At 70.7% G+C, this 18,143-nt stretch carries 18 protein-coding genes and 2 tRNA genes; 11 read left to right on the plus strand and 9 right to left on the minus strand.

The window, feature by feature from the left end:
* Positions 1 to 190: 190 nt before the first annotated feature.
* Complete coding sequence (locus A4W93_RS11395) at positions 191 to 967, minus strand: glycosyltransferase family 2 protein (protein WP_085750717.1); 777 nt, start codon at positions 965 to 967, stop codon at positions 191 to 193.
* Positions 968 to 1,045: 78 nt separating this feature from the next.
* On the opposite strand from A4W93_RS11395, the gene tolB reads away from it, so the two are divergent.
* The 9 genes from tolB (at position 1,046) to A4W93_RS11440 (ending at position 9,581) form a co-directional block, all read left to right on the plus strand.
* Positions 1,046 to 2,335 carry a Tol-Pal system beta propeller repeat protein TolB gene (tolB, locus tag A4W93_RS11400; RefSeq protein WP_085750718.1) on the plus strand — a complete coding sequence of 430 codons (1,290 nt, stop codon included), beginning with the start codon at positions 1,046 to 1,048 and terminating at the stop codon, positions 2,333 to 2,335.
* 41 nt (positions 2,336 to 2,376) lie between these two features.
* Positions 2,377 to 2,907 carry a peptidoglycan-associated lipoprotein Pal gene (gene pal / locus A4W93_RS11405; protein ID WP_085750719.1) on the plus strand — a complete coding sequence of 177 codons (531 nt, stop codon included), beginning with the start codon at positions 2,377 to 2,379 and terminating at the stop codon, positions 2,905 to 2,907.
* 28 nt (positions 2,908 to 2,935) lie between these two features.
* Positions 2,936 to 3,712: a tol-pal system protein YbgF gene (gene ybgF / locus A4W93_RS11410; protein WP_085754133.1), complete on the plus strand. Its 777-nt coding sequence runs from the start codon at positions 2,936 to 2,938 to the stop codon at positions 3,710 to 3,712.
* Positions 3,709 to 4,485 carry a tRNA threonylcarbamoyladenosine dehydratase gene (locus A4W93_RS11415; RefSeq protein WP_085750720.1) on the plus strand — a complete coding sequence of 259 codons (777 nt, stop codon included), beginning with the start codon at positions 3,709 to 3,711 and terminating at the stop codon, positions 4,483 to 4,485. The genes ybgF and A4W93_RS11415 overlap by 4 nt, the downstream gene beginning before the upstream one ends.
* A 37-nt stretch (positions 4,486 to 4,522) precedes the next feature.
* Positions 4,523 to 4,598 (plus strand) — tRNA-Lys (locus tag A4W93_RS11420).
* A gap of 43 nt (positions 4,599 to 4,641) precedes the next feature.
* Positions 4,642 to 4,717 (plus strand) — tRNA-Lys (locus A4W93_RS11425).
* Between the two features lie 126 nt (positions 4,718 to 4,843).
* Positions 4,844 to 6,256: an MFS transporter gene (locus A4W93_RS11430; RefSeq protein WP_085750721.1), complete on the plus strand. Its 1,413-nt coding sequence runs from the start codon at positions 4,844 to 4,846 to the stop codon at positions 6,254 to 6,256.
* Between the two features lie 60 nt (positions 6,257 to 6,316).
* Complete coding sequence (aspT, locus tag A4W93_RS11435; RefSeq protein ID WP_174694886.1) at positions 6,317 to 8,029, plus strand: aspartate-alanine antiporter; 1,713 nt, start codon at positions 6,317 to 6,319, stop codon at positions 8,027 to 8,029.
* 13 nt (positions 8,030 to 8,042) lie between these two features.
* The gene (locus A4W93_RS11440) at positions 8,043 to 9,581 is read left to right on the plus strand and encodes an aspartate-alanine antiporter-like transporter (RefSeq protein ID WP_085750722.1); all 1,539 of its coding nucleotides are present in this window, start codon (positions 8,043 to 8,045) and stop codon (positions 9,579 to 9,581) included.
* A 10-nt stretch (positions 9,582 to 9,591) separates the two neighbouring features.
* On the opposite strand, the gene A4W93_RS11445 is transcribed toward A4W93_RS11440, so the two are convergent.
* The 8 genes from A4W93_RS11445 to A4W93_RS11480 form a co-directional block, all read right to left on the minus strand.
* On the minus strand, positions 9,592 to 9,855 hold the full coding sequence (locus tag A4W93_RS11445) for a DUF2164 domain-containing protein (protein ID WP_085750723.1): 264 nt from the start codon (positions 9,853 to 9,855) through the stop codon (positions 9,592 to 9,594).
* A 38-nt stretch (positions 9,856 to 9,893) separates the two neighbouring features.
* Positions 9,894 to 10,715: a type 2 periplasmic-binding domain-containing protein gene (locus A4W93_RS11450; RefSeq protein WP_085750724.1), complete on the minus strand. Its 822-nt coding sequence runs from the start codon at positions 10,713 to 10,715 to the stop codon at positions 9,894 to 9,896.
* On the minus strand, positions 10,708 to 11,496 hold the full coding sequence (locus A4W93_RS11455; RefSeq protein WP_085750725.1) for an ABC transporter permease: 789 nt from the start codon (positions 11,494 to 11,496) through the stop codon (positions 10,708 to 10,710). The genes A4W93_RS11450 and A4W93_RS11455 overlap by 8 nt, the downstream gene beginning before the upstream one ends.
* Positions 11,493 to 12,368 carry an ABC transporter ATP-binding protein gene (locus A4W93_RS11460; protein WP_085750726.1) on the minus strand — a complete coding sequence of 292 codons (876 nt, stop codon included), beginning with the start codon at positions 12,366 to 12,368 and terminating at the stop codon, positions 11,493 to 11,495. The genes A4W93_RS11455 and A4W93_RS11460 overlap by 4 nt, the downstream gene beginning before the upstream one ends.
* A 5-nt stretch (positions 12,369 to 12,373) precedes the next feature.
* A complete protein-coding gene (locus A4W93_RS11465; RefSeq protein ID WP_085750727.1) occupies positions 12,374 to 13,396 on the minus strand; it encodes an ABC transporter substrate-binding protein in 1,023 nt (340 codons plus the stop codon).
* Positions 13,397 to 13,501: 105 nt separating this feature from the next.
* Positions 13,502 to 14,296 (minus strand): putative signal transducing protein, encoded by a 795-nt coding sequence (locus tag A4W93_RS11470; RefSeq protein WP_085750728.1) that lies wholly within the window; start codon positions 14,294 to 14,296, stop codon positions 13,502 to 13,504.
* A gap of 31 nt (positions 14,297 to 14,327) precedes the next feature.
* Positions 14,328 to 14,705 (minus strand): DUF4406 domain-containing protein, encoded by a 378-nt coding sequence (locus tag A4W93_RS11475; RefSeq protein ID WP_218919194.1) that lies wholly within the window; start codon positions 14,703 to 14,705, stop codon positions 14,328 to 14,330.
* Positions 14,702 to 15,295 (minus strand): NUDIX domain-containing protein, encoded by a 594-nt coding sequence (locus tag A4W93_RS11480; protein ID WP_085750729.1) that lies wholly within the window; start codon positions 15,293 to 15,295, stop codon positions 14,702 to 14,704. The genes A4W93_RS11475 and A4W93_RS11480 overlap by 4 nt, the downstream gene beginning before the upstream one ends.
* A gap of 81 nt (positions 15,296 to 15,376) precedes the next feature.
* On the opposite strand from A4W93_RS11480, the gene A4W93_RS11485 reads away from it, so the two are divergent.
* Both A4W93_RS11485 and A4W93_RS11490 read left to right on the plus strand, forming a co-directional pair.
* Positions 15,377 to 16,138 (plus strand): DeoR/GlpR family DNA-binding transcription regulator, encoded by a 762-nt coding sequence (locus tag A4W93_RS11485; RefSeq protein ID WP_085750730.1) that lies wholly within the window; start codon positions 15,377 to 15,379, stop codon positions 16,136 to 16,138.
* Positions 16,135 to 18,054, plus strand: coding sequence for a TIGR03790 family protein (locus A4W93_RS11490; protein WP_157782146.1), 1,920 nt, complete (start codon positions 16,135 to 16,137; stop codon positions 18,052 to 18,054). Before A4W93_RS11485 ends, A4W93_RS11490 begins: the two co-directional genes overlap by 4 nt.
* The last annotated feature ends 89 nt before the right edge of the window (positions 18,055 to 18,143 follow it).

The raw sequence follows: 18,143 nt of genomic DNA on the forward strand, positions 1-18,143 counted from the left end.
GGCGCTTCGACCGTTGGCCTACCAGGCAGCTGGACGAATGCGCGCTGGCAGGTCCGGAGGTCGGAGTGCCGGTGCTTGAGCCGCGTTGCCAGGGAAAGGGCGGACGTGTGTGTCATGCGACGTTCATTGTTCGATGAGCATCCCGGGTCTCGGCGGACCTCCGAAGGGGCAGTCGCCCGGGGGATCAGGGCTACGGGATGGCCGGTCGTACCGGCGGTGAGCTGAGCATCATCAGCTTGAGGTACTTGTAGTAGGTGTATTCGGCGTTGTAGATCGCGAGCATCATGCCGCGCTGCCCGTCAAGGAAACCCAGGCGCAGGAAGTACGTGCGCGCGAAAGCGAATGCTGCATGGACAATCGCCTTTTTCAGGTTGGCCGTCTTGCCACGTGCGTGCATGTCCTTCGCGTGGCCCGTGGAGTAGCGGTCGAGCTTTTCCAGGACGTCGTGCAGATCTGGGTAGCTGAAGTGGATCAGCGGGGTCTTTAGGTCGCCGATCGCGCCCTCCACGGTCATGTGAGCATGGAGGAAGTGATCGGTGAACCCTGAGACCGACCGCACACCGAGCCGCAATGTGTAGTCGGGGCGCCAGCCGGAGTGATGGATGAACTGGCCGACGAACTCCGACAGGCGGGGGATGCGATAGCCCTGTCGAGCGCCCGATGTGATGGCTACGGTGATCTCACGCGCCAAGTCCGGCGTGATGCGCTCGTCCGCGTCCAGGGAGAGCACCCAGTCGCAGGTGGCCATCGAAAAGCCCCGAGCCACTTGCGGGCCATAGCCGGGCCAGTCCGTGGCAACGACGCGGGCCCCCGCTTGGCGGGCCAGTTCGGCGGTGGCGTCGGCGCTGCCGGAGTCGAGCACGATCACTTCGTTCGCGAATGACGCGCTGGCCACGCATTCCGAAATATTGCGGGCTTCGTTCTTCGCAACGATTACGACCGTCAAAGTCGGCGGGTTTTGCATCATGAAAGTTCGGCTCAATCTATCATTGGGGATTGTGCATGATTGCCTCGGGCTGATGCCGAGGCCCCAGTCCAGCCGTCTATGATCCTCCTACACCGACGCTCTCTGCTGCTGTCTGCCGTGGCGGCCTCAGCAGGAGCTGCTCTTCCTTCTGCCCACGCCCAATTCCGCGTCGAAATCTCCGGCGTCGGCGCCACCCAGATTCCCATCGCGATTCCCAAGTTCCGGGACGAGGGCAAGGTGCCTCATCCGGTGTCGGAGATCATCCGGGCCGATCTCGAGCGGATCGGGGTGTTCCGGGGGATCGACACGGTGGCGATCCTCGACGAGACCGCGCGGCCGGACATGGCCGAGTGGAAGTCGAAGACGGCCGACCTGCTGCTCGGGGGCTCGGTGATGCGGCTCGCCGACGGGCGGTTCGACGTGCGGGCGAAGCTCTGGGACGTCGTCCGGAACAAGGACCTCGGCGGGCAGTCGTTCGTCGTGGCCCCGGGGGACCTGCGCCAGGGCGCGCACCGGGTCGCCGACTTCGTCTACGAGACCATCACCGGGGAGAAGGGCATCTTCGCCACCCGGATCGCCTACGTGACCAAGTCGGGCAAGAGCCATTCTCTGCGGGTCGCCGACTCCGACGGCGAGAACGGCCAGGTCGTGATCACGAGCATGGACCCGATCATCTCGCCGGCGTGGTCCCCGAACGGGCAGGAGATCGCCTACGTGTCGTTCCACGAACGGCAGAAGGCGGTGGTCTGGGCGCAGACGATCGCGACCGGCGCCCGGCGCGAGATCGCGGCGTTCCGCGGGTCCAACAGCGCGCCGGCCTGGGCGCCGGACGGTCAGTCGCTCGCCGTGACCCTCACGCGTGACGGCGCGTCCCAGGTCTACATCGTGGGCCGCAACGGCGAGAATCCGCGCCGTGTCACCAACAGCGCGTCCATCGACACCGAGGCCGTGTTCACCCCCGACGGCAAGAGCCTGCTGTTCGTCAGCGACCGCGGAGGCGGCCCGCAGATCTACCGCACGTCCGTGTCGGGTGGCGGCGCCGAGCGGGTGAGCTTCACCGGTGGCTACAACATCAGTCCGGCCATCAGCCCCGATGGCCGCTACCTTGCCTACATCTCGAGGCAAGGCGGCGCGTTCCGCGTGTACCTCGCCGACCTCACCGGCGGCACACCGGCTCGCGCGCTCACCGATTCGAGCGACGACGAAAGTCCGAGCTTCGCACCGAACGGGCGGTTGATCATGTATGCGAGCCGCGCCCAAGGGCGCGACGTGCTGATGACCACCACCCTGGACGGCAAGGTCAAGTCCAAGCTGGTCTCCACCACCGCCGACGTGCGCGAGCCGGTGTGGGGCCCGTTCGGTCGCTGACCCTGCCTCCTTCTTTCCCTGTCCCTGGAGATACCTACATCATGATGAATTCGAAACTTGCCGCCCTCGTCGCCATTGCCTCCATCTTCGCCGCCGGCTGCGCGTCGGACGTCAAGCTCGATGACAAGGCCGCCACCGTCGAGACGCGCAGCCCCGTCACGGCCGGCAGCGGCAACGCCGGCAAGGGCGTGACCGACTCGCCCGTCGCCAGCGTCGACCTGACGAAGGATGGCGCCAACAACGCCGCCGGCCGCGTCGTGTACTTCGACTACGACAGCTACGTCGTGAAGGACGAGTACCGCGGCGTGCTCGAGTCGCAGGCCAAGGCCCTGACTGCCAACAAGGCGAAGAAGCTCGTGATCGAAGGCCACACCGACGAACGCGGCGGCAGCGAGTACAACCTCGCCCTCGGCCAGAAGCGCGCCCAGGCCGTGCTGAAGTCGCTGACGCTGCTCGGCGCCGCCGATGCCCAGCTCGAAGCCGTCAGCTTCGGCAAGGAGCGCCCGGCCGACACCGGCCACGACGAAGCCGCGTACGCGAAGAACCGCCGCGCCGAGCTGGTGAGCCGCTGATCCACGGAACCGGATGAAAGACTGGGCCATGTCCTCTCTGATCCAACGCGGGGCCGTGGCCGCGGCCCTTTCCTTCGGGGTGCTGCTCGCGGGTCCGGCCCGCGCGGCATTGTTCGACGACACCGAGGCCCGCAAGGCCATCATCGACCTGCGCACGCAGGTCACGCAGCTGAAGGATCAGTTGCAGGGTGAGATCAAGGCGTCGAACGAACGCATCGAGCAGCTGCAGCGCAGCCTGCTCGACCTCAACCGCCAGCTCGACGAGGCCCGCGCCGAGACCGCGCGCCTGCGCGGCCAGGAAGAACAGCTGGCGCGCGACGTCGCTGACCTGCAGCGTGCGCAGAAGGACATCCGCCAGGGTGTCGACGAGCGCATCCGCAAGCTCGAGCCCCAGACGGTGTCCCTCGACGGCCGGGAGTTCAAGGCCGACCCCGACGAGACCCGTCTCTTCGAGGACGCCATGGGCGTGCTGCGCAAGGGCGACTTCGCCGAGGCCGCGAACCAGCTGTCGGCTTTCCAGCGCCGCTACCCGGCGAGCGGTTACGCGCCGTCGGCGCTGTTCTGGCTGGGCAACGCCCAGTACGGCAAGCGCGACTACAAGGAAGCCATCGCCTCGTTCCGCTCGCTCGTCTCGAAGGCGCCGGACCATCCGCGCGCACCCGAGGCGCTGCTGTCGGTGGCGAGCTCGCAGGCCGACCTGAAGGACGTGAAGGGCGCGCGCGCGACCCTCAACGAACTGATGAAGACCTACCCGAAGTCCGAAGCCGCGGTCGCGGCCAAGGAACGCCTGGCGACGCTGCGTTGAACGACACCGCGCTCGATGCCGACCTCGAGCGCCGCTTCGGCGGCCTGCGGCGACTCTACGGTGACGCCGGCTACACGCGGCTTCGCCGGCTGCGTGTCGCCGTGGCGGGACTCGGCGGCGTGGGGTCGTGGGCGGCCGAGGCGCTCGCGCGCAGCGGCGTCGCCGAACTCACGCTGATCGACATGGACCACGTGGCGGAGTCCAACATCAACCGGCAGGTGCAGGCGACCGGCGCCACCGTGGGGCAGGCCAAGGGCCTCGCGCTGCAGGAGCGCTTCAAGGACATCCACCCCGGCTGCCACATCCACCTCGTCGACGACTTCGTTTCGCCGGACAACTGGCCCGCGCTGCTGACGCACGACATCGACGTGCTCATCGACGCCTGCGACCAGGTCCACGCGAAGGTGGCGATGGCCGGCTGGGCGCTGGCGACGCGCACGCCGTTCGTGACGGTGGGCGCGGCAGGCGGCAAGCGCAAGCCGCAGTCGGTCGAGGTGGAGGACCTGTCCGCCACCACGCACGACCCGCTGCTCGCCTCGATGCGCCAGCGCCTGCGCAAGCAGCATGGCGCGGCGCGCACGGGAAAGATCGGCGTGCGCTGCGTGTTCTCGCGCGAGCCGGTGACCCTGCCCGAGGCCTGCGTGATCGAAGGGCAGGACGTCGACGCGAACCTCAATTGCCATGGGTATGGTTCGGTCGTGACAGTTACCGCAACATTCGGCTTGGTTTCTGCCGCAGAAGCGCTACAATGCGGGCTTGCCGACAAGGCTTGATCAACGCGAAGATTCCAGCTTATAATCGTGGGCTTGCGGGTTGTTAGCTCAGTTGGTAGAGCAGCGGACTTTTAATCCGTAGGTCGTGGGTTCGAGCCCCGCACAACCCACCACCTTCACCGGTGGTGCCGGAGAGAAAGTCAGGCAAGAAATTTCGGGCTCTTAGCTCAGTTGGTAGAGCAGCGGACTCTTAATCCGTAGGTCGAGTGTTCGAGTCACTCAGGGCCCACCAAAATTAAGAAGCGAAGCCTCCGTCGGAAACGACGGAGGCTTTTTGCTTTGTGGCGAGGCCGAGTGTGCACACGAACGCGTGCGTTCTGGTACGGTGCCCGGTCCAACGATCCAAGATCCTTCGCCGATGGACACCGCCGCCACCAAGCGCTACCTGCCCTGGGTCGTCGCCACCGCGCTCTTCATGGAGCAGCTCGACTCGACGATCGTCAACACCGGCATCCCGGCCATGGCCGCGAGCCTGCAGGTCTCGCCGCTGAGCCTGAAGGCGGTCGTCACCAGCTACATCCTGAGCCTGGCCGTCTGCATCCCGGTCAGCGGCTGGCTCGCCGAACGCTACGGCACACGCCGCATCTTCATGTTCGCGGTGGGCCTGTTCACCGTGTCGTCGGTGCTGTGCGGCCTGGCCGTCGATTCGACGATGCTGATCGCCGCGCGCGTGCCGCAGGGCATCGCGGCCGCCATGATGATGCCGGTGGGCCGCATCGCCATCGTGCGCACGTTCCCGAAAGGCGAACTGCTGCGCGCGATGAACTTCGTGATCATCCCCGCGCTGCTCGGGCCGCTGCTCGGCCCCACGGTGGGCGGGCTGATCGTGCACTGGCTGTCGTGGCGCGACATCTTCTTCGTCAACGTGCCCGTGGGCATGGTGGCGATGTGGTTCGCGCACCGGCACATGCCCGACTACCGCAGCGCGGCCCCGCAGCCGCTCGACGTGCGCGGCTTCCTGCTGTTCGGCAGCGGCGCCGCGCTGCTGTCGTGGCTGCTCGAGGTGTTCGGTGAACACAGCCTGGGGCTGGGCGCGGGCGGCGCGTTGCTCGCGACGTCGCTGCTGCTGCTCGCGGGTTACGCCTGGCACGCGCGGCAGGTGCCGTTCCCGCTGCTGCGCCTGACGCTGCTGAAGGTGCGCACGTTCCGCGTGTCGGTGCTGGGCGGCTTCGTCACGCGACTGGGCATCGGCGGCATGCCGTTCCTGCTGCCGCTGCTGTACCAGCTGGGCCTGGGGCTGCCCGCGTGGCAGTCGGGCCTGCTGATGATGCCGGCGGCCGCCGCGGCGATGGGCATGAAGGTCATCTCGGCGCCGCTGCTGCGCCGCTACGGCTACCGCCGCGTGCTCGTGGTCAACACCGTGCTGATCGCGTGCACCATCGGCGGCTACGCGCTCGTGGGGCCGGGCACGCCCATCGCTGGCATCGTGGGCCTGGGCCTCGCGATGGGCCTGTTCAACTCGCTGCAGTTCTCGAGCATGAACTCGATGGCCTACGCCGACATCGAGGAGAAGGACACCGCGATGGCCAGCACCTTCGCCAGCACCCTGCAGCAGATGTCGATGAGCTTCGGCCTCGCCTGCGGCTCGCTGGTGGCCGCGTGGTACCTGGCGGGCCTGCCGCAGACCGACCCGGCGGCCGTGATGAACGCGCTGCACCATGCGTTCCTGACCCTCGCCGGCGTGACGCTCGTCTCCTCGCTGTCGTTCTGGGCGCTGCGTCCGGACGACGGCGACAGCGTCAGCCGGGGCACCTTGCCCGTTGGTGCATGACCCCTGGACGGTCGCCTGCCGGCGGCCGCAGAATCCGCCCATCCGACAGGAGGACCGTCGATGGGGAGTGTGCTGCACACGCTGCTCGGGAGCCACCCGGAGATTGCGCTGTTCCTCGCGCTCTGCATCGGCCATGCGATCGGGCAGGTGCGCTTCGGCCCGGTCCAGCTCGGTGGCATCTGCGGCACGCTGATCGCGGCGCTGGTGATCGGACAGGTGGGCGTCGAGGTCGACGCCGGCGTGAAGAACCTGTTCTTCATGCTCTTCATCTTCGCGCTCGGGTACGCCGGCGGGCCGCAGTTCTTCGCGAACCTCAACGCGAAGGGCCTGCGCATCGGCCTGCTGTGCGGCATCGAGGTGGTGACCGTGCTCGTGCTGGTGCTGCTCGCCACCCGGCTGATGCACCTCGACCAGGGCACGGCCGCCGGCATGATGGCCGGCGCGGCCACCGAGTCGGCGGTCGTGGGCACGGCCAGCGACGCCATCTCCAAGCTGGCGCTGCCGGCCGACGAAGTGAAGCGGCTGCAGGCCAACGTCGTGACCGCGTACTCCATCACCTACATCTTCGGCCTGATCGCGATCGTGGTGGCCACGAGCCAGGTGTTCCCGCTGCTGCTGCGCGTCGACCTGCGCGCGGAGGCCGCACGGCTGTGGAAGGAGATGGGCGGGCGCGAGGACGATGCCGGCGTGCAGGAGGCGGCCCCGGAGATGGTGGGCCGGGTCTTCGAGGTCACGGCCGGCGCCGGCCATTCGGTCGCGACGGTGCTGGCGCTGCTGGGTGGCGAGGCGAACGTGGAGGGCGTGCGGCGCGGGGGCGCCGACGTACCGGTGGTGCCGGCATTGGTGCTCGAGGCCGGGGACCAGCTGCTGGTGACCGGCCGCCGGGCCGCCGTCGTGCGGCTGGCGCAGGCGGGGGCGGAACTCGGCCGGGAGATCGCCGACACCCAGTCCTTCGGCGTCGTGATGGAAACGCTCGAGGTGGCCATCGCCACGCGCGCCTTCGACGGCCGAACGCTCGCCAGCCTGCGCGCCACCGGTGGCGACGGCCCGGTGCTTCCGCCCGGCGTGCAGGTCGCGGGCGTGGCCCGCGGTGGCCATCCGCTGCCTGTGTTGCCGGACCTGGCGCTGCGAAAGGGGGACACGGTCTCGCTGTACGGTCGCCCCGACCTGCTGGCGGTGGTGGGCGACCGGTTCGGCGAACCCGTGTTGAAGTCGGATCGAACCCACCTCGGCTACGCGAGCTTCGGGATCGTCCTCGGCGTCTGGGTCGGCCTCTACAGCGTGCGCGCGGCCGGCGTGCCGTTTTCGCTCGGCACCGGCGGCGGCGCACTGCTGAGCGGCCTCGTCTTCGGCTGGTACCAGGCCCGCCATCCGGGCCGGCTGAGCCTGCCGCCGGACGCCGCCGGCCTGCTGAAGGATGTCGGGCTCGCCACCTTCATCGCCTGCGTGGGCCTGGCCTCCGGCCCGCAGGCCCTCACGCTGATCCGGCAGTACGGCGTCGCGCTACCGCTGATGGGCGTCGCGATCGCGCTGATCCCCGCGCTGATCTCGCTGTTCGTCGGCCACAAGCTGCTGAAGTTCGAGGCCCCCGTGCTGCTCGGTGCCATCGCCGGGCAGCAGTGCAGCACCCCCGCGCTCAGCGCCGTGCAGAATGCCGCGGGCAACACCACGCCGCTGCTCGGCTACACCATCACCTACGCCATCTCGAACGTGGTGCTGCCGCTGATGGGGCCGCTGGTGGTTGCGCTCGCCGGCTGGGCCGCGCCCCGCTGACAGAGGAGCCCCCATGGACTGGCTGCACGCCATCTTCAAGCGGTCCCCCGAGATCGCGCTGTTCCTGTCGATCGCCCTCGGCTGGTTCGCCGGGCGCCTGCAGTGGGGCACGTTCCGCGTCGGCACCGCCACCGGCACCTTCCTCGCGGCACTGGTGGTGTCCCAGGCCGGCGTGCACGTCGATCCGGGTGTCCACACCGTGCTGCTCGCGTTGTTCCTCTACGCGGCCGGGTTCGAGGCCGGCCCGCAGTTCCTCCCGGTGATGCGGGGGGAGGGCGCACGGGCTGCCGGGGTGGGGGCGGCGTTCGCCGTGACCGCGTTCCTGCTGGCGTCGCCGGCACGCGCGGGGGGCGACGGGGCGCAGGCGCTCGTGACCGTGCTGGGTCTCCTCGCGGCCTTGCTGGTGTGCGGTCACGCGGTGCCCTGGCTGATTCGCCGTCCGCTGCTCGACGATGCGCTGCAGGCGGATGCGGCCCTGAGCCAGGGCGTGCCGGTGCTCGCCCCGGGTCTGCAGTCGGCGGCGCCCGAACTCGTCGGGCGCCTGTACCGCGTCGCGGCGGGGCCGTCGCGCACCGTGTCCGACGTGTCGGGCCAGGAGGCCCACGACCCCGACCTGCCACCGGTCAGCATCAGCCGCATCAAGCGGGGCCTCCGCTTCGTCGAGCCGGCGCCGCAGGTGCGCCTCCTTCCCGCCGACGTCGTGCTGGTGGTCGGCCGGCGCGAGGCCGTGGTGGCACGCGCCCGTGGCCTGGGCGAGGAGGTCCACGGCATCGACGGCATGGCGCTCGCGATGCAGCGCCGCGACGTGGTGCTGACCCGGGCCTCGTTCGACCAGCGGTCGATCGGCGAGATCCGGGCCACATCGTCCGGCAACCTGCGGCACGGCGTGGTCGTCGTGCAGCTCAGCCGCATGGGGCGCGTGCTGCCCCTGGCGGCGGACACGGTGGTCCGCCTGCACGACACCGTCTCCCTCCACGGCACGGAGGCGGACGTGGCCCGTTTCGCGGCGGTGATCGGCGACCCCGTGCTGCCCACCGCCCGCACCGACGTCATGTACCTCGCCGGCGGCCTCGTGGCCGGCCTGCTGCTGGGCCTGCCCTCGGTGCACGCCGGCTCGGCCGTGCTGACGCTCGGGGCCGGCGGTGCGCTGGTCTCCGGCGTGGCCTTCGGCTGGTTCCGCGCGAAGCGGCAGACCTTCGGGGCCGTGCCACCGGGCGCCCTGCGGGTGCTGAAGGACCTGGGCACGGCCGCGCTCGTGGCCGTGGTGGTGCTCGGAGCCGGGGAACCCGCCGTCGCGGCGGCGCGCGAACTCGGCGCGCCGCTGCTGGCCGCGGTGGCGGCGATGGCGTTCGTGCCGCTGGTGGTCGCCCTCTGCGCGGGCCGCTACCTGCTCGGCGGCCGCCACGGCGCGCTGCTGGCCGGGGCGCTGTCGGGCGCCGCGCTGAGCGCGCCCGCGCTGGGCGACACACTGGACCGCACCGACAGCGCCGTCCCCGTGGCCCCGTTCGCCGTCGCGGCGGCGGTGTCGGGCCTGCTGCACGCCTGGTTCTGACCCCGCCGCGTCAGCGGCGCTTCGCCTGCTTCTGCCAGTAGGTGAACTCGTCCTCGTGCACCTCGATGTCGATCTCGGAGACCCGCTGCTGCAGACGCTCCTGCACCTCGGCCACCGCGCGGTTGTAGATGGCCGGCCCGATCTCCTCGACGAAGAAGTTCAGCAGGGCGCCCGCGGCGATGTTGCCGATGCGCTCCTCCATGTGTTCGGCGAAGTAGCGTTCGATCGAGGCGATGGCCTCCTTGCGCGTTTCCTTCGGGAGCTCGATGGCCATGGGCAGTCCTTCCGTCGTGCGGGTGCAGGCTGCGCCCGTCAATGGCAGATGTTGCCATCCTCCAGCAGGGCCACCTCGAAATTGATGCCGCCGGTGCGGCGCAGGCGCGCCTGCGCTTCGCCCCCGGAGGCCCGCCACCAGCGGCGCGTGGCCTCGACGAAGCGCGACGACGGGGCATCGCCGGTCGCGAGCGGCAGGGGCACGGCGGATGCGGCCGGCAGCGTGCCCGCCAGGGGCGAATAGAAGCGCCACGCCTCCTGGCCGAGCAACCGTTCGATCACCTCACCGTCCTCGACGAGCGCGGCGCACTCGCCGGCCATGAACCCGTAGGCCGCGTGCACCGCCGACGGATAGGTGCGGGGCGACACACCGAACCGGCCCGACAGCACCTCCGCATACGGGCTGCCGTCGGCGACACAGGCGACACGGCCGCGAAGGTCCTCCCACCGCGACACCGGGCCGCCTCGCATCACCGCGGCACGGGCCGGAGCTTCGGTGGACGCGCCGGCCGCGAGCAGGTCCACCCGACCGTCACGCAGCGCGGTCTCCCGGACATCCGGCGCGAGGCCGACGAGTTCCACGCGCAGCCCCAGCCGTTCGCCCAGCATCGTGGCGAGGTCGGCATCGAAGGAATCGGGCTCGGGCGGGAGCGGATGTCCCGGCGGAGAAGGGCGGGGATAGGCCCGCACCCCCACCCGCAGCACCCCTCGTGTGCGCGCGGCGTCGAGCACCGGCCCCACGCCATCGCCGGCCACCGGCGGGACCGGCGAAAGCGAGGCCACCGCCATCGCCGCCGCGGCCAGTCCCGTGGCGACGCCGGCCACGGCGAAGGCGTTCCGACGCCGCAGCAGTTCACGCATCGTGCTGCAGCCCCTTGCGCCAGCCCGTGAGCCGCGCCTCGAGCCGCGCGAGCAGCGTGTTGAGCGCGAGCCCCAGCACGGCCAGCAGCAGGATGCCCGCGTACATGCTCGGGATCTGGAAGGTCTCCTGCGAGTTCAGCGTCAGGAACCCGAGCCCCGCGTGGGCGCCGATCATCTCCGCGGCCACGAGCGCCGTGATCGAGTAGGCCCCGGCCAGCCGCACGCCCGTGAAGATCGCCGGCAGTGCCGCGGGCAGCACCACCTTCGTGAAGATGAAGGTCTGCGATGCGCCCATCGAGCGCGCCGACAGGATCAGCAGCCGGTCCACCTGCTTCACGCCGCTGATCGTGTTGAGCAGCACCGGCCAGAACGAGGCCCAGAAGATGATCGCGATCTTCGATGCCTCGCCGATGCCGAGGAACAGCAGGAACACCGGGAACAGCGCGAACGCCGAGGTCTGGCGCATCAGCTGCAGCACCGGGTCGACGAAAGCCTCGAAGCGGGAGAACCAGCCCATCAGCAGTCCGGTGGTCACGCCCGCCGCCACCGCGATCAGCAGCCCGGTGAACGACCGCTGCAGGCTCGCGGCGAGGTGTTTCCACACCGTGCCGTCGGCGAACCACGACACGATGGTGGCGGCCACCGCCGACGGCGGACTGAGGAAGGCCGGGTTGACGATGCCCAGGCGCGGCAGGGCTTCCCACACGGCGAACAGCAGCACGATGCACGCACTGCGCTGCACGACGTGCCGGACGCGCCGGCGAAGCGTCGGCGTCGTCATACCGCGAAGCCCGAGAGGGCGGGGCGCGCGAGCGGGCTCGCCGCCTGCACCGCCGGCGCCACCGCCACATGGCCGTGCGACGAGGCGAACTGCACCTCCTCGCGCAACACCTCCCACGCCCGCTGGCGCAGCCGAACGAACGCGTCCGAGTGGCGCACCTCCGGCGCGCGCGGGCGTGGCAGCGGCACGTCGAGGATCTCCTTCACGCGCCCGGGCCGGTGCGTCATCACCGCGATGCGGTCGGAGAGGTAGATGGCTTCGTCGAGGCTGTGCGTGATGAACACGATGGTCTTCTTGTGCGTGTCCCAGATGCGGAGCAGCTCGCCCTGGAGGATCTCGCGCGTCTGCGCGTCGAGCGCCGCGAAGGGTTCGTCCATCAGTAGCAGGTCGGGGCTGTACGCGAGCGACCGCGCGATCGCGACGCGCTGGCGCATGCCCCCCGACAGCTCGTGCGGGTACCGCGAGGCGAACCCCTGCAGTCCCACGAGCTCGATGTACTCGGCCGCGACACGCCGGCGTTCGGCCTTCGGCACGCCGCGGATCTCGAGGCCCACCTCGATGTTCTGCGACACCGTGCGCCACGGGAACAGCGCATAGCCCTGGAACACCACGCCCTGGTGGCGGTTGATGCCCTCGGCCGGCGCGCCGTCGATCGACACCGACCCGCCGGTGCGGCGGGCCAGGCCCGCGAGGAGGTTCAGGAACGTCGACTTGCCGCAGCCCGAGGGCCCAAGGATCGAGAGGAACTCGCCCTCGCGGACGTCGAGATCGAAGTCCTTCAGCACCCCCACCGACTCGGCGCGCCCGTCCTCGTCGCGCGTGTCGAAGTCCATGCGCACGCCACGCGCCTCGATCTTCACCGGGAAACCCATCGCGCTCAGGCCTTCGCGTGCGGGTTGAACGCGTTCGTGTAGACCTGCGACACCGACACCTTGCCCTTGGTGATCTTCCCCTCGGCCTCGAGGATGTCGATGTAGTACTGGATGGGCGGCTCGGTGACGAGCTGGTCGTCGACGTAGGCGTAGCGCTCGACGTGCTCGAGCTTCATGCCGATGCGCTCGGCCGTGTAGCGCCGCGACTCCTCGGGGTTCGCGTTGACCCAGTGGGCCGCCTTCGCGAGGGCCGCCACCACGTCGCGCACCGCCTGCGGGTTTTCGCGGGCGAACTTGCCGTTCACGCTGTACGGCGCCATGCCGCCGAGCCCCTGGTCGAGGTCGTAGTCGCTCCACAGCCGCAGCAGGTCACCGTTGGCCTCCGCGCCGCCGGAGTGGGGCGGGTGGATGATCGCGAGGTCGACGTTTTTCGTGGCCACCGCCTGCTCGTTCTGGTTGTCGGGCACCACGAGGAAGTTGATCTTCGCGACGTCGACCCCCTGCTGGCGCAGGTACTTCTTCGTGACGAACTCGGCGCATGCGCCGAAGCTGTTGATGCCGATGGTCCTGCCCTCGAGGTCCTTCGGCGTGCGGATGCCGGAGTCCTTGCGCACGAAGTACTTCATGTGCGGTGCTTCCTGCAGCGTCTTGCCGCCGGAGGCGATGACCTGGATGTCCGCACCGCTCGCGATGGCCGAGATCACGAGGGGCACCATGCGTGCACCGAAGTGGATCTCGCCGGTGCCCACGAGCGGGATGATCTGCGGCGCCGCGACCTTGCCGATGTACTTCGGCCGGGTGGACGTGCCCTCGAAGTAGCCGAGCTTCTCGGCAAGGTAGATCAGGTCGAACGACGGGTTGTCGGGGTAGAGGAACTCGACGATGCCGCCGGCCTTGGCCGTGGTGCCGGCACCGGCGGCGGGGGGCACGGGATCGGCCGGCTTCGAGCAGGCGGACACGCCGAGGCCCAGGGCGGCGAACGAGGCGATCTGCTTCAGCGCCGTGCGGCGCGGGGTGCGGGAGGTCATGGCCGGAAGTCTTCGAGTGAAGGAATCCGGCGATGTTGGCGGGTCCCGCCGCGGCGGGGAAGAAAGCAATCCGTCGTTGCTTAGTCGATTCGCATCAATGCGCGGTCAAGGCGCTGGCAGCCGCCGCGTGGCACGCACGTCGCCCAGCGAACCGTACTCCTGCTCCTGGTCGAGCCGGCCGTCGCGGTCGGTGTCGACCTCGGCGCGCACGACCTTGCCGTTGCGGTAGTGCTCGATGCGCAACGGTTGCCCGGTGGTGGGGTCGAGGTATTCGCCGGACACCGCCACGCCCTGCGCCGACCGGATGCGCAGGTCGAAGTAGCCGTCGCCGTCGCTGTCCATCTCGGTGGTCTCGACGAAGCCGTTCCGGTAGAACGAGCGCCCCTCGAAGACCCCGTCGAAGTTGTCGTCGGACTCGGCGACGTCGGGCACGCCGTGGCCGTCGAAGTGGGTGACGTGGTCGGCCTTGCCGTCGCCGTTGCGGTCGAATTCGCTGCGCAGCGGCGCGCCGCTCGCGCTGTAGAACCAGCGGGTCTCCATCACGCCGTCGCGGTCGGCGTCGATGCCTTCGGCGGACACGGCCGAGCGGAAGAAGGTCCACATGACCGCCGCTCCCACCGCCACGCCGGCGAGGAACCCGAGCAGCACGCGCGGGCGCGACGCCGCGGGACGGGGCGCGATGTCCTTCGGCTGCGCGGCCTCCCATGCGTCGATCACGGCGCGGCCGCGCGGGTAGTCGGCCTCGTCGACCACGAGCCGCACGAGGCCGGCGGCCGGCAGTTCGCCCATGGCCCCCTGCAGGTGTTCCCCGTGGATGTGCGCGGCGATGCCTTCCTGGCGCAGCAGGTCGCGCACCATGTGGGCTTCGACGGCGCTGGCGGCTTCGAACAGGGTCTTCATGGGCGCCGAGTGTGGCACGGCGCCGGCGGGGTCAACAGCCCGCGATCCCGGGGACCTCCTCGAGTGCACCGTAGACGGGCAGCCGGAGTTCGCGCGCGCGGCGCACGTCCTCGTCCGCGCCCTTGGAAGCGCCGGGCAGGCGCAGCACCGCGTCGCAGCGTGCCAGCAGCCGGTGGGCCACCGGGTAGCTGATCTCCTCATAGGCCGCGTCGCCAGGACGCCGGGACCCGGCCTGCCGCAGCAGGGGCAGGGCGAGCCACTCGCCGATCACGGGCAGGTGACCCGCGCGGAACAGCGCGAGCGTCACCGATTCCAGCCGCGCGAGGTTGCGGGCCATCAGCTCGGGGTCGTCGCCGGTGCCCCCACGGTACGGGCCGGCCACCAGGATCATCAGCGGGGACGTGCTCATCGGGGTTCCTTGTCGAACAAGTGGAGCGCCGCGTGCTGCAGCAGCATGATGGTCTTGCCGTCGCGGATGCGGCCGTCGGCCACCTGCGCCAGGGCGTCGTCGATCGTCAGCTCGAGCACCTCGATGTCCTCGCCTTCGCCCGCCACGCCACCGCCGTCGCCCACGCGCATGTGCGCCTCGTACTCGCCGACGAAGAAGTGCAGCTTCTCGGTGACCGAGCCCGGGCTCATGAAGGCCTCGAACACGGGGCGCACGTCGTGCAGCCGGTACCCCGTCTCCTCCTCGACCTCGGCGCGCACCCGGTCCTCGGGCGACTGCGTGTCGAGCAGGCCGGCCGGGGCCTCGATCAGAAGGTCGTGGTGGCCGTTGACGTACGCGGGGTAGCGGAACTGCCGCGTGAGGATCACGGTGCGGCGCGCGCGGTGATACGGCAGCAGCACGGCGCCGTTGCCGCGGTCGTAGGTCTCGCGGTTCATCGTCTGCCAGGTGCCGTCGCGGCGCTGCCAGTCGAAGCGGGTCTTCTTCAGCACGTACCAGTCGTCGGAGAGGACGCGCACGTCGTGGATGCGGAGGCGTTGGTGGATGTCCATGGTCGGCAGTATGCGTGCAGGTTCGTGCAAAAACAAGATGAAACGTGCAATCGCTGCAGCCGGCCTGATAAGCTCGCGCCCATGCTGACCCGCCAACGCAAGGACCACCTGCTGACCGTGCTCGCCCGCGACGGCCGCATCGTCGCGAAGGACCAGAGCGACCTGCTGGGCCTGTCCGAGGACACCATCCGGCGCGACCTGCGCGAGCTCGCGGCCGACGGCCTGCTGCAGCGCGTGCACGGCGGCGCGCTGCCGGTGTCGGCCGCGCTCGCCGACTTCGCGGGGCGGCAGTCGGTGGCCACCGACGAGAAGGCCGCCATCGGGCGGGCCGCGGCGAAGCTCGTGCTGCCGGGGCAGGTCGTGCTGATCGACGGCGGCACCACCGCCGTGCAGATGGCGCGGGCGCTGTCGCCCACGCTGCGGGCCACGGTCGTCACGCACAGCCCGTCGGTGGCGGTGGAGCTGGTCGCGTTCCCGGGCATCGAGGTCGTGATGATCGGCGGCCGGCTGTTCCGCCATTCCGTCGTCAACGTGGGCGCCATCGCGATGGAAGGCATCGCGCGGGTGCATGCCGACACGTACTTTCTCGGGGTCACCGGCGTGCACGAGAAGGCGGGGTTGTCCACCGGCGATGCGGAGGAGGCCGCCATCAAGCGGGCGCTGATGGGCGCGGCCGCGGAGACGGTGGTGCTCGCGTCGTCCGAGAAGATCGGCGTGGCCTCGCCGCACGTCGTCGCGCCACTGGCCGAAGCCTCCACGGTGGTCGTCTCCACCGCGGCACCGAAGGCGGTGCTGGCGGGCTGGCGCCGCCGCGGCCTCGAGGTGGTGGTGGCCGAACCGTGAGACGCCTCGTCGCGGTCGTCATCGGGCTGGCCGCGGCGGGCCTGGCGTGGGGCGGTCCCGTGCTGCAGGTCCCGCGGTCGTCGATCCAGCCCGACGAACTGGGCATCGTCGTGCGCGAGGGCGACCCGGTCTCCGAGGCCATCGCCCGCCACTACCGCGAGGCCCGCGGCATTCCCGAGGCCAACGTCGTGCGACTGCCGGTGCCGAAGTCGGGCACCACGGTTCCCGCGGCCGACTTCGCCGCGCTGAAGGCCCGCCTCGACGCGGAGTTGCCCGCGCGCGTGCAGGCCACGCTGCTGACGTGGGTGCATCCGTCGCGCGTGGCCGGTGCGTGCGCGATGTCGATCACGAGCGCGTTCGCGTTCGGCTACGACGACCGGCGCTGCGCCGTGGGCGACCGCGCGGGGCCGCTGGTGTCCCCGTACTTCGACAGCGATTCCACACGCCCGTGGGACGACCTGCAGATCCGCCCGTCGATGATGCTCGGCGCGGAGACCCTGGCCGAGGCCCGCGTGCTGATCGACCGCGGGGTGCGCGCCGACGGCACGCGGCCCCCCGGCGACGGCTACCTGGTGCACACGTCCGACCGCGTGCGCAGCCTGCGCTGGCCCGACTTCCTGAAGGCGGCCGGCACCCCCGGCGTGCACTTCGAACTGGTGGACCACCGCAAGGGCGGTGGTGACGCGCTGACGAACCGCTCCGGCGTGCTCTTCTACTTCACGGGCCTGCCGCGCACGCCCGACCTCGCGACGAACACCTACCGTCCCGGCGCGGCGGGCGACAGCCTCACGTCGTCGGGCGGCGTGCTCGGCAGCGCCACGCAGCAGACCACCGCGCTCGAATGGCTGAGGGCCGGGCTCACCGGCAGCTACGGCACGGTCGAGGAACCCTTCGCCATCGCCGAGAAGTTCCCGAAGGTCTCGGTGCTGGCCGACCACTACGTGCGGGGCGCGACGCTGATCGAGGCGTACTGGAAATCGGTGCAGCACCCGGGGCAGGGCCTGTTCGTGGGCGAGCCGCTCGCGCGCCCGTTCGCCGACCGTCCGAAATGGACGACGGAGGGCGACACTGCCGTGCTGTCCACGCGGTCGTTGCGGCCGGGGCGGCGCTACCCCGTCCTGCACCGGGACTCGGCAGCCGCGCCGTGGACCCCGGCGTCCACGCTCACCGGCACCGCGGGCGAGGTGTCCTACCGCGTGCCGCTGGCCGCCCTCGGCGGCGGCGAGGTGCGGCTGTCGCCGGTGGCCTGCCCCGACGGCCCGCGCGTGGCGGCGCTGCTGCGCAGCGATCCCGCGCCTGTGGCTGCGGGCCGCGCACGGCGCCTGGTGGCCCAGGTCGAGCTGATGCTGCACGCGGCACCCACCGGGTGTGGCGAGGCCGGCCCCGCGCGCTACGACCTCGTGACGGGCCCGGCAGGTGATGCGGTGCGAACGCGGGGGGCCGAGGGACTGTTGCTCGTGCCGGGCGTGCCGGTGCTGGCCCGGGTGGAGGTGAACCTGTCCGCCGACGCCACCCACACGGTGACGGTGCCGCTCGAATGGACCCGCCCGGACACGAAGGAGCGAGGGGTGATGGGCGGCTGGCGCATCACGATGGCGCCCGCCACCACGGCGCAGCCGCTGCGCATCGTGGAACCCGGCCCGTCGTGGAACCTCGCGGAGGCCCGCCGCGGCCGGGGGCTGCGCCTGCCGGCGGTGGCCGACGTCGATCCGGACAGCCCGATCCAGCGCGTGCGGTTCCTGCTTCGTGGGGCCCTCGGTGGCCGTTCCGTGGAGGGGATCGCGGCAGCGCCCGGGTTCACCACCGAACTCGTGGCGCCGGCCGTGCCGCCCGGCCTCTACCGCCTGGTGGCCCAGGGCGAGGACCGGGCGGGCGCCGTGGTCGCGTCGTCGTCGGTGCTGGTGTCGGTGCCCTGACCCCCGGACGGTGCGCAGCAAGTCACGCCCACGCCTGACGGCAGTGGGGGTGTCGGCGGGAAGCGGGGCGTTCGGCCCGATACTGGCAG

Source organism: Piscinibacter gummiphilus (genome assembly GCF_002116905.1).
In the GTDB taxonomy this organism is placed as follows: domain Bacteria; phylum Pseudomonadota; class Gammaproteobacteria; order Burkholderiales; family Burkholderiaceae_C; genus Rhizobacter; species Rhizobacter gummiphilus.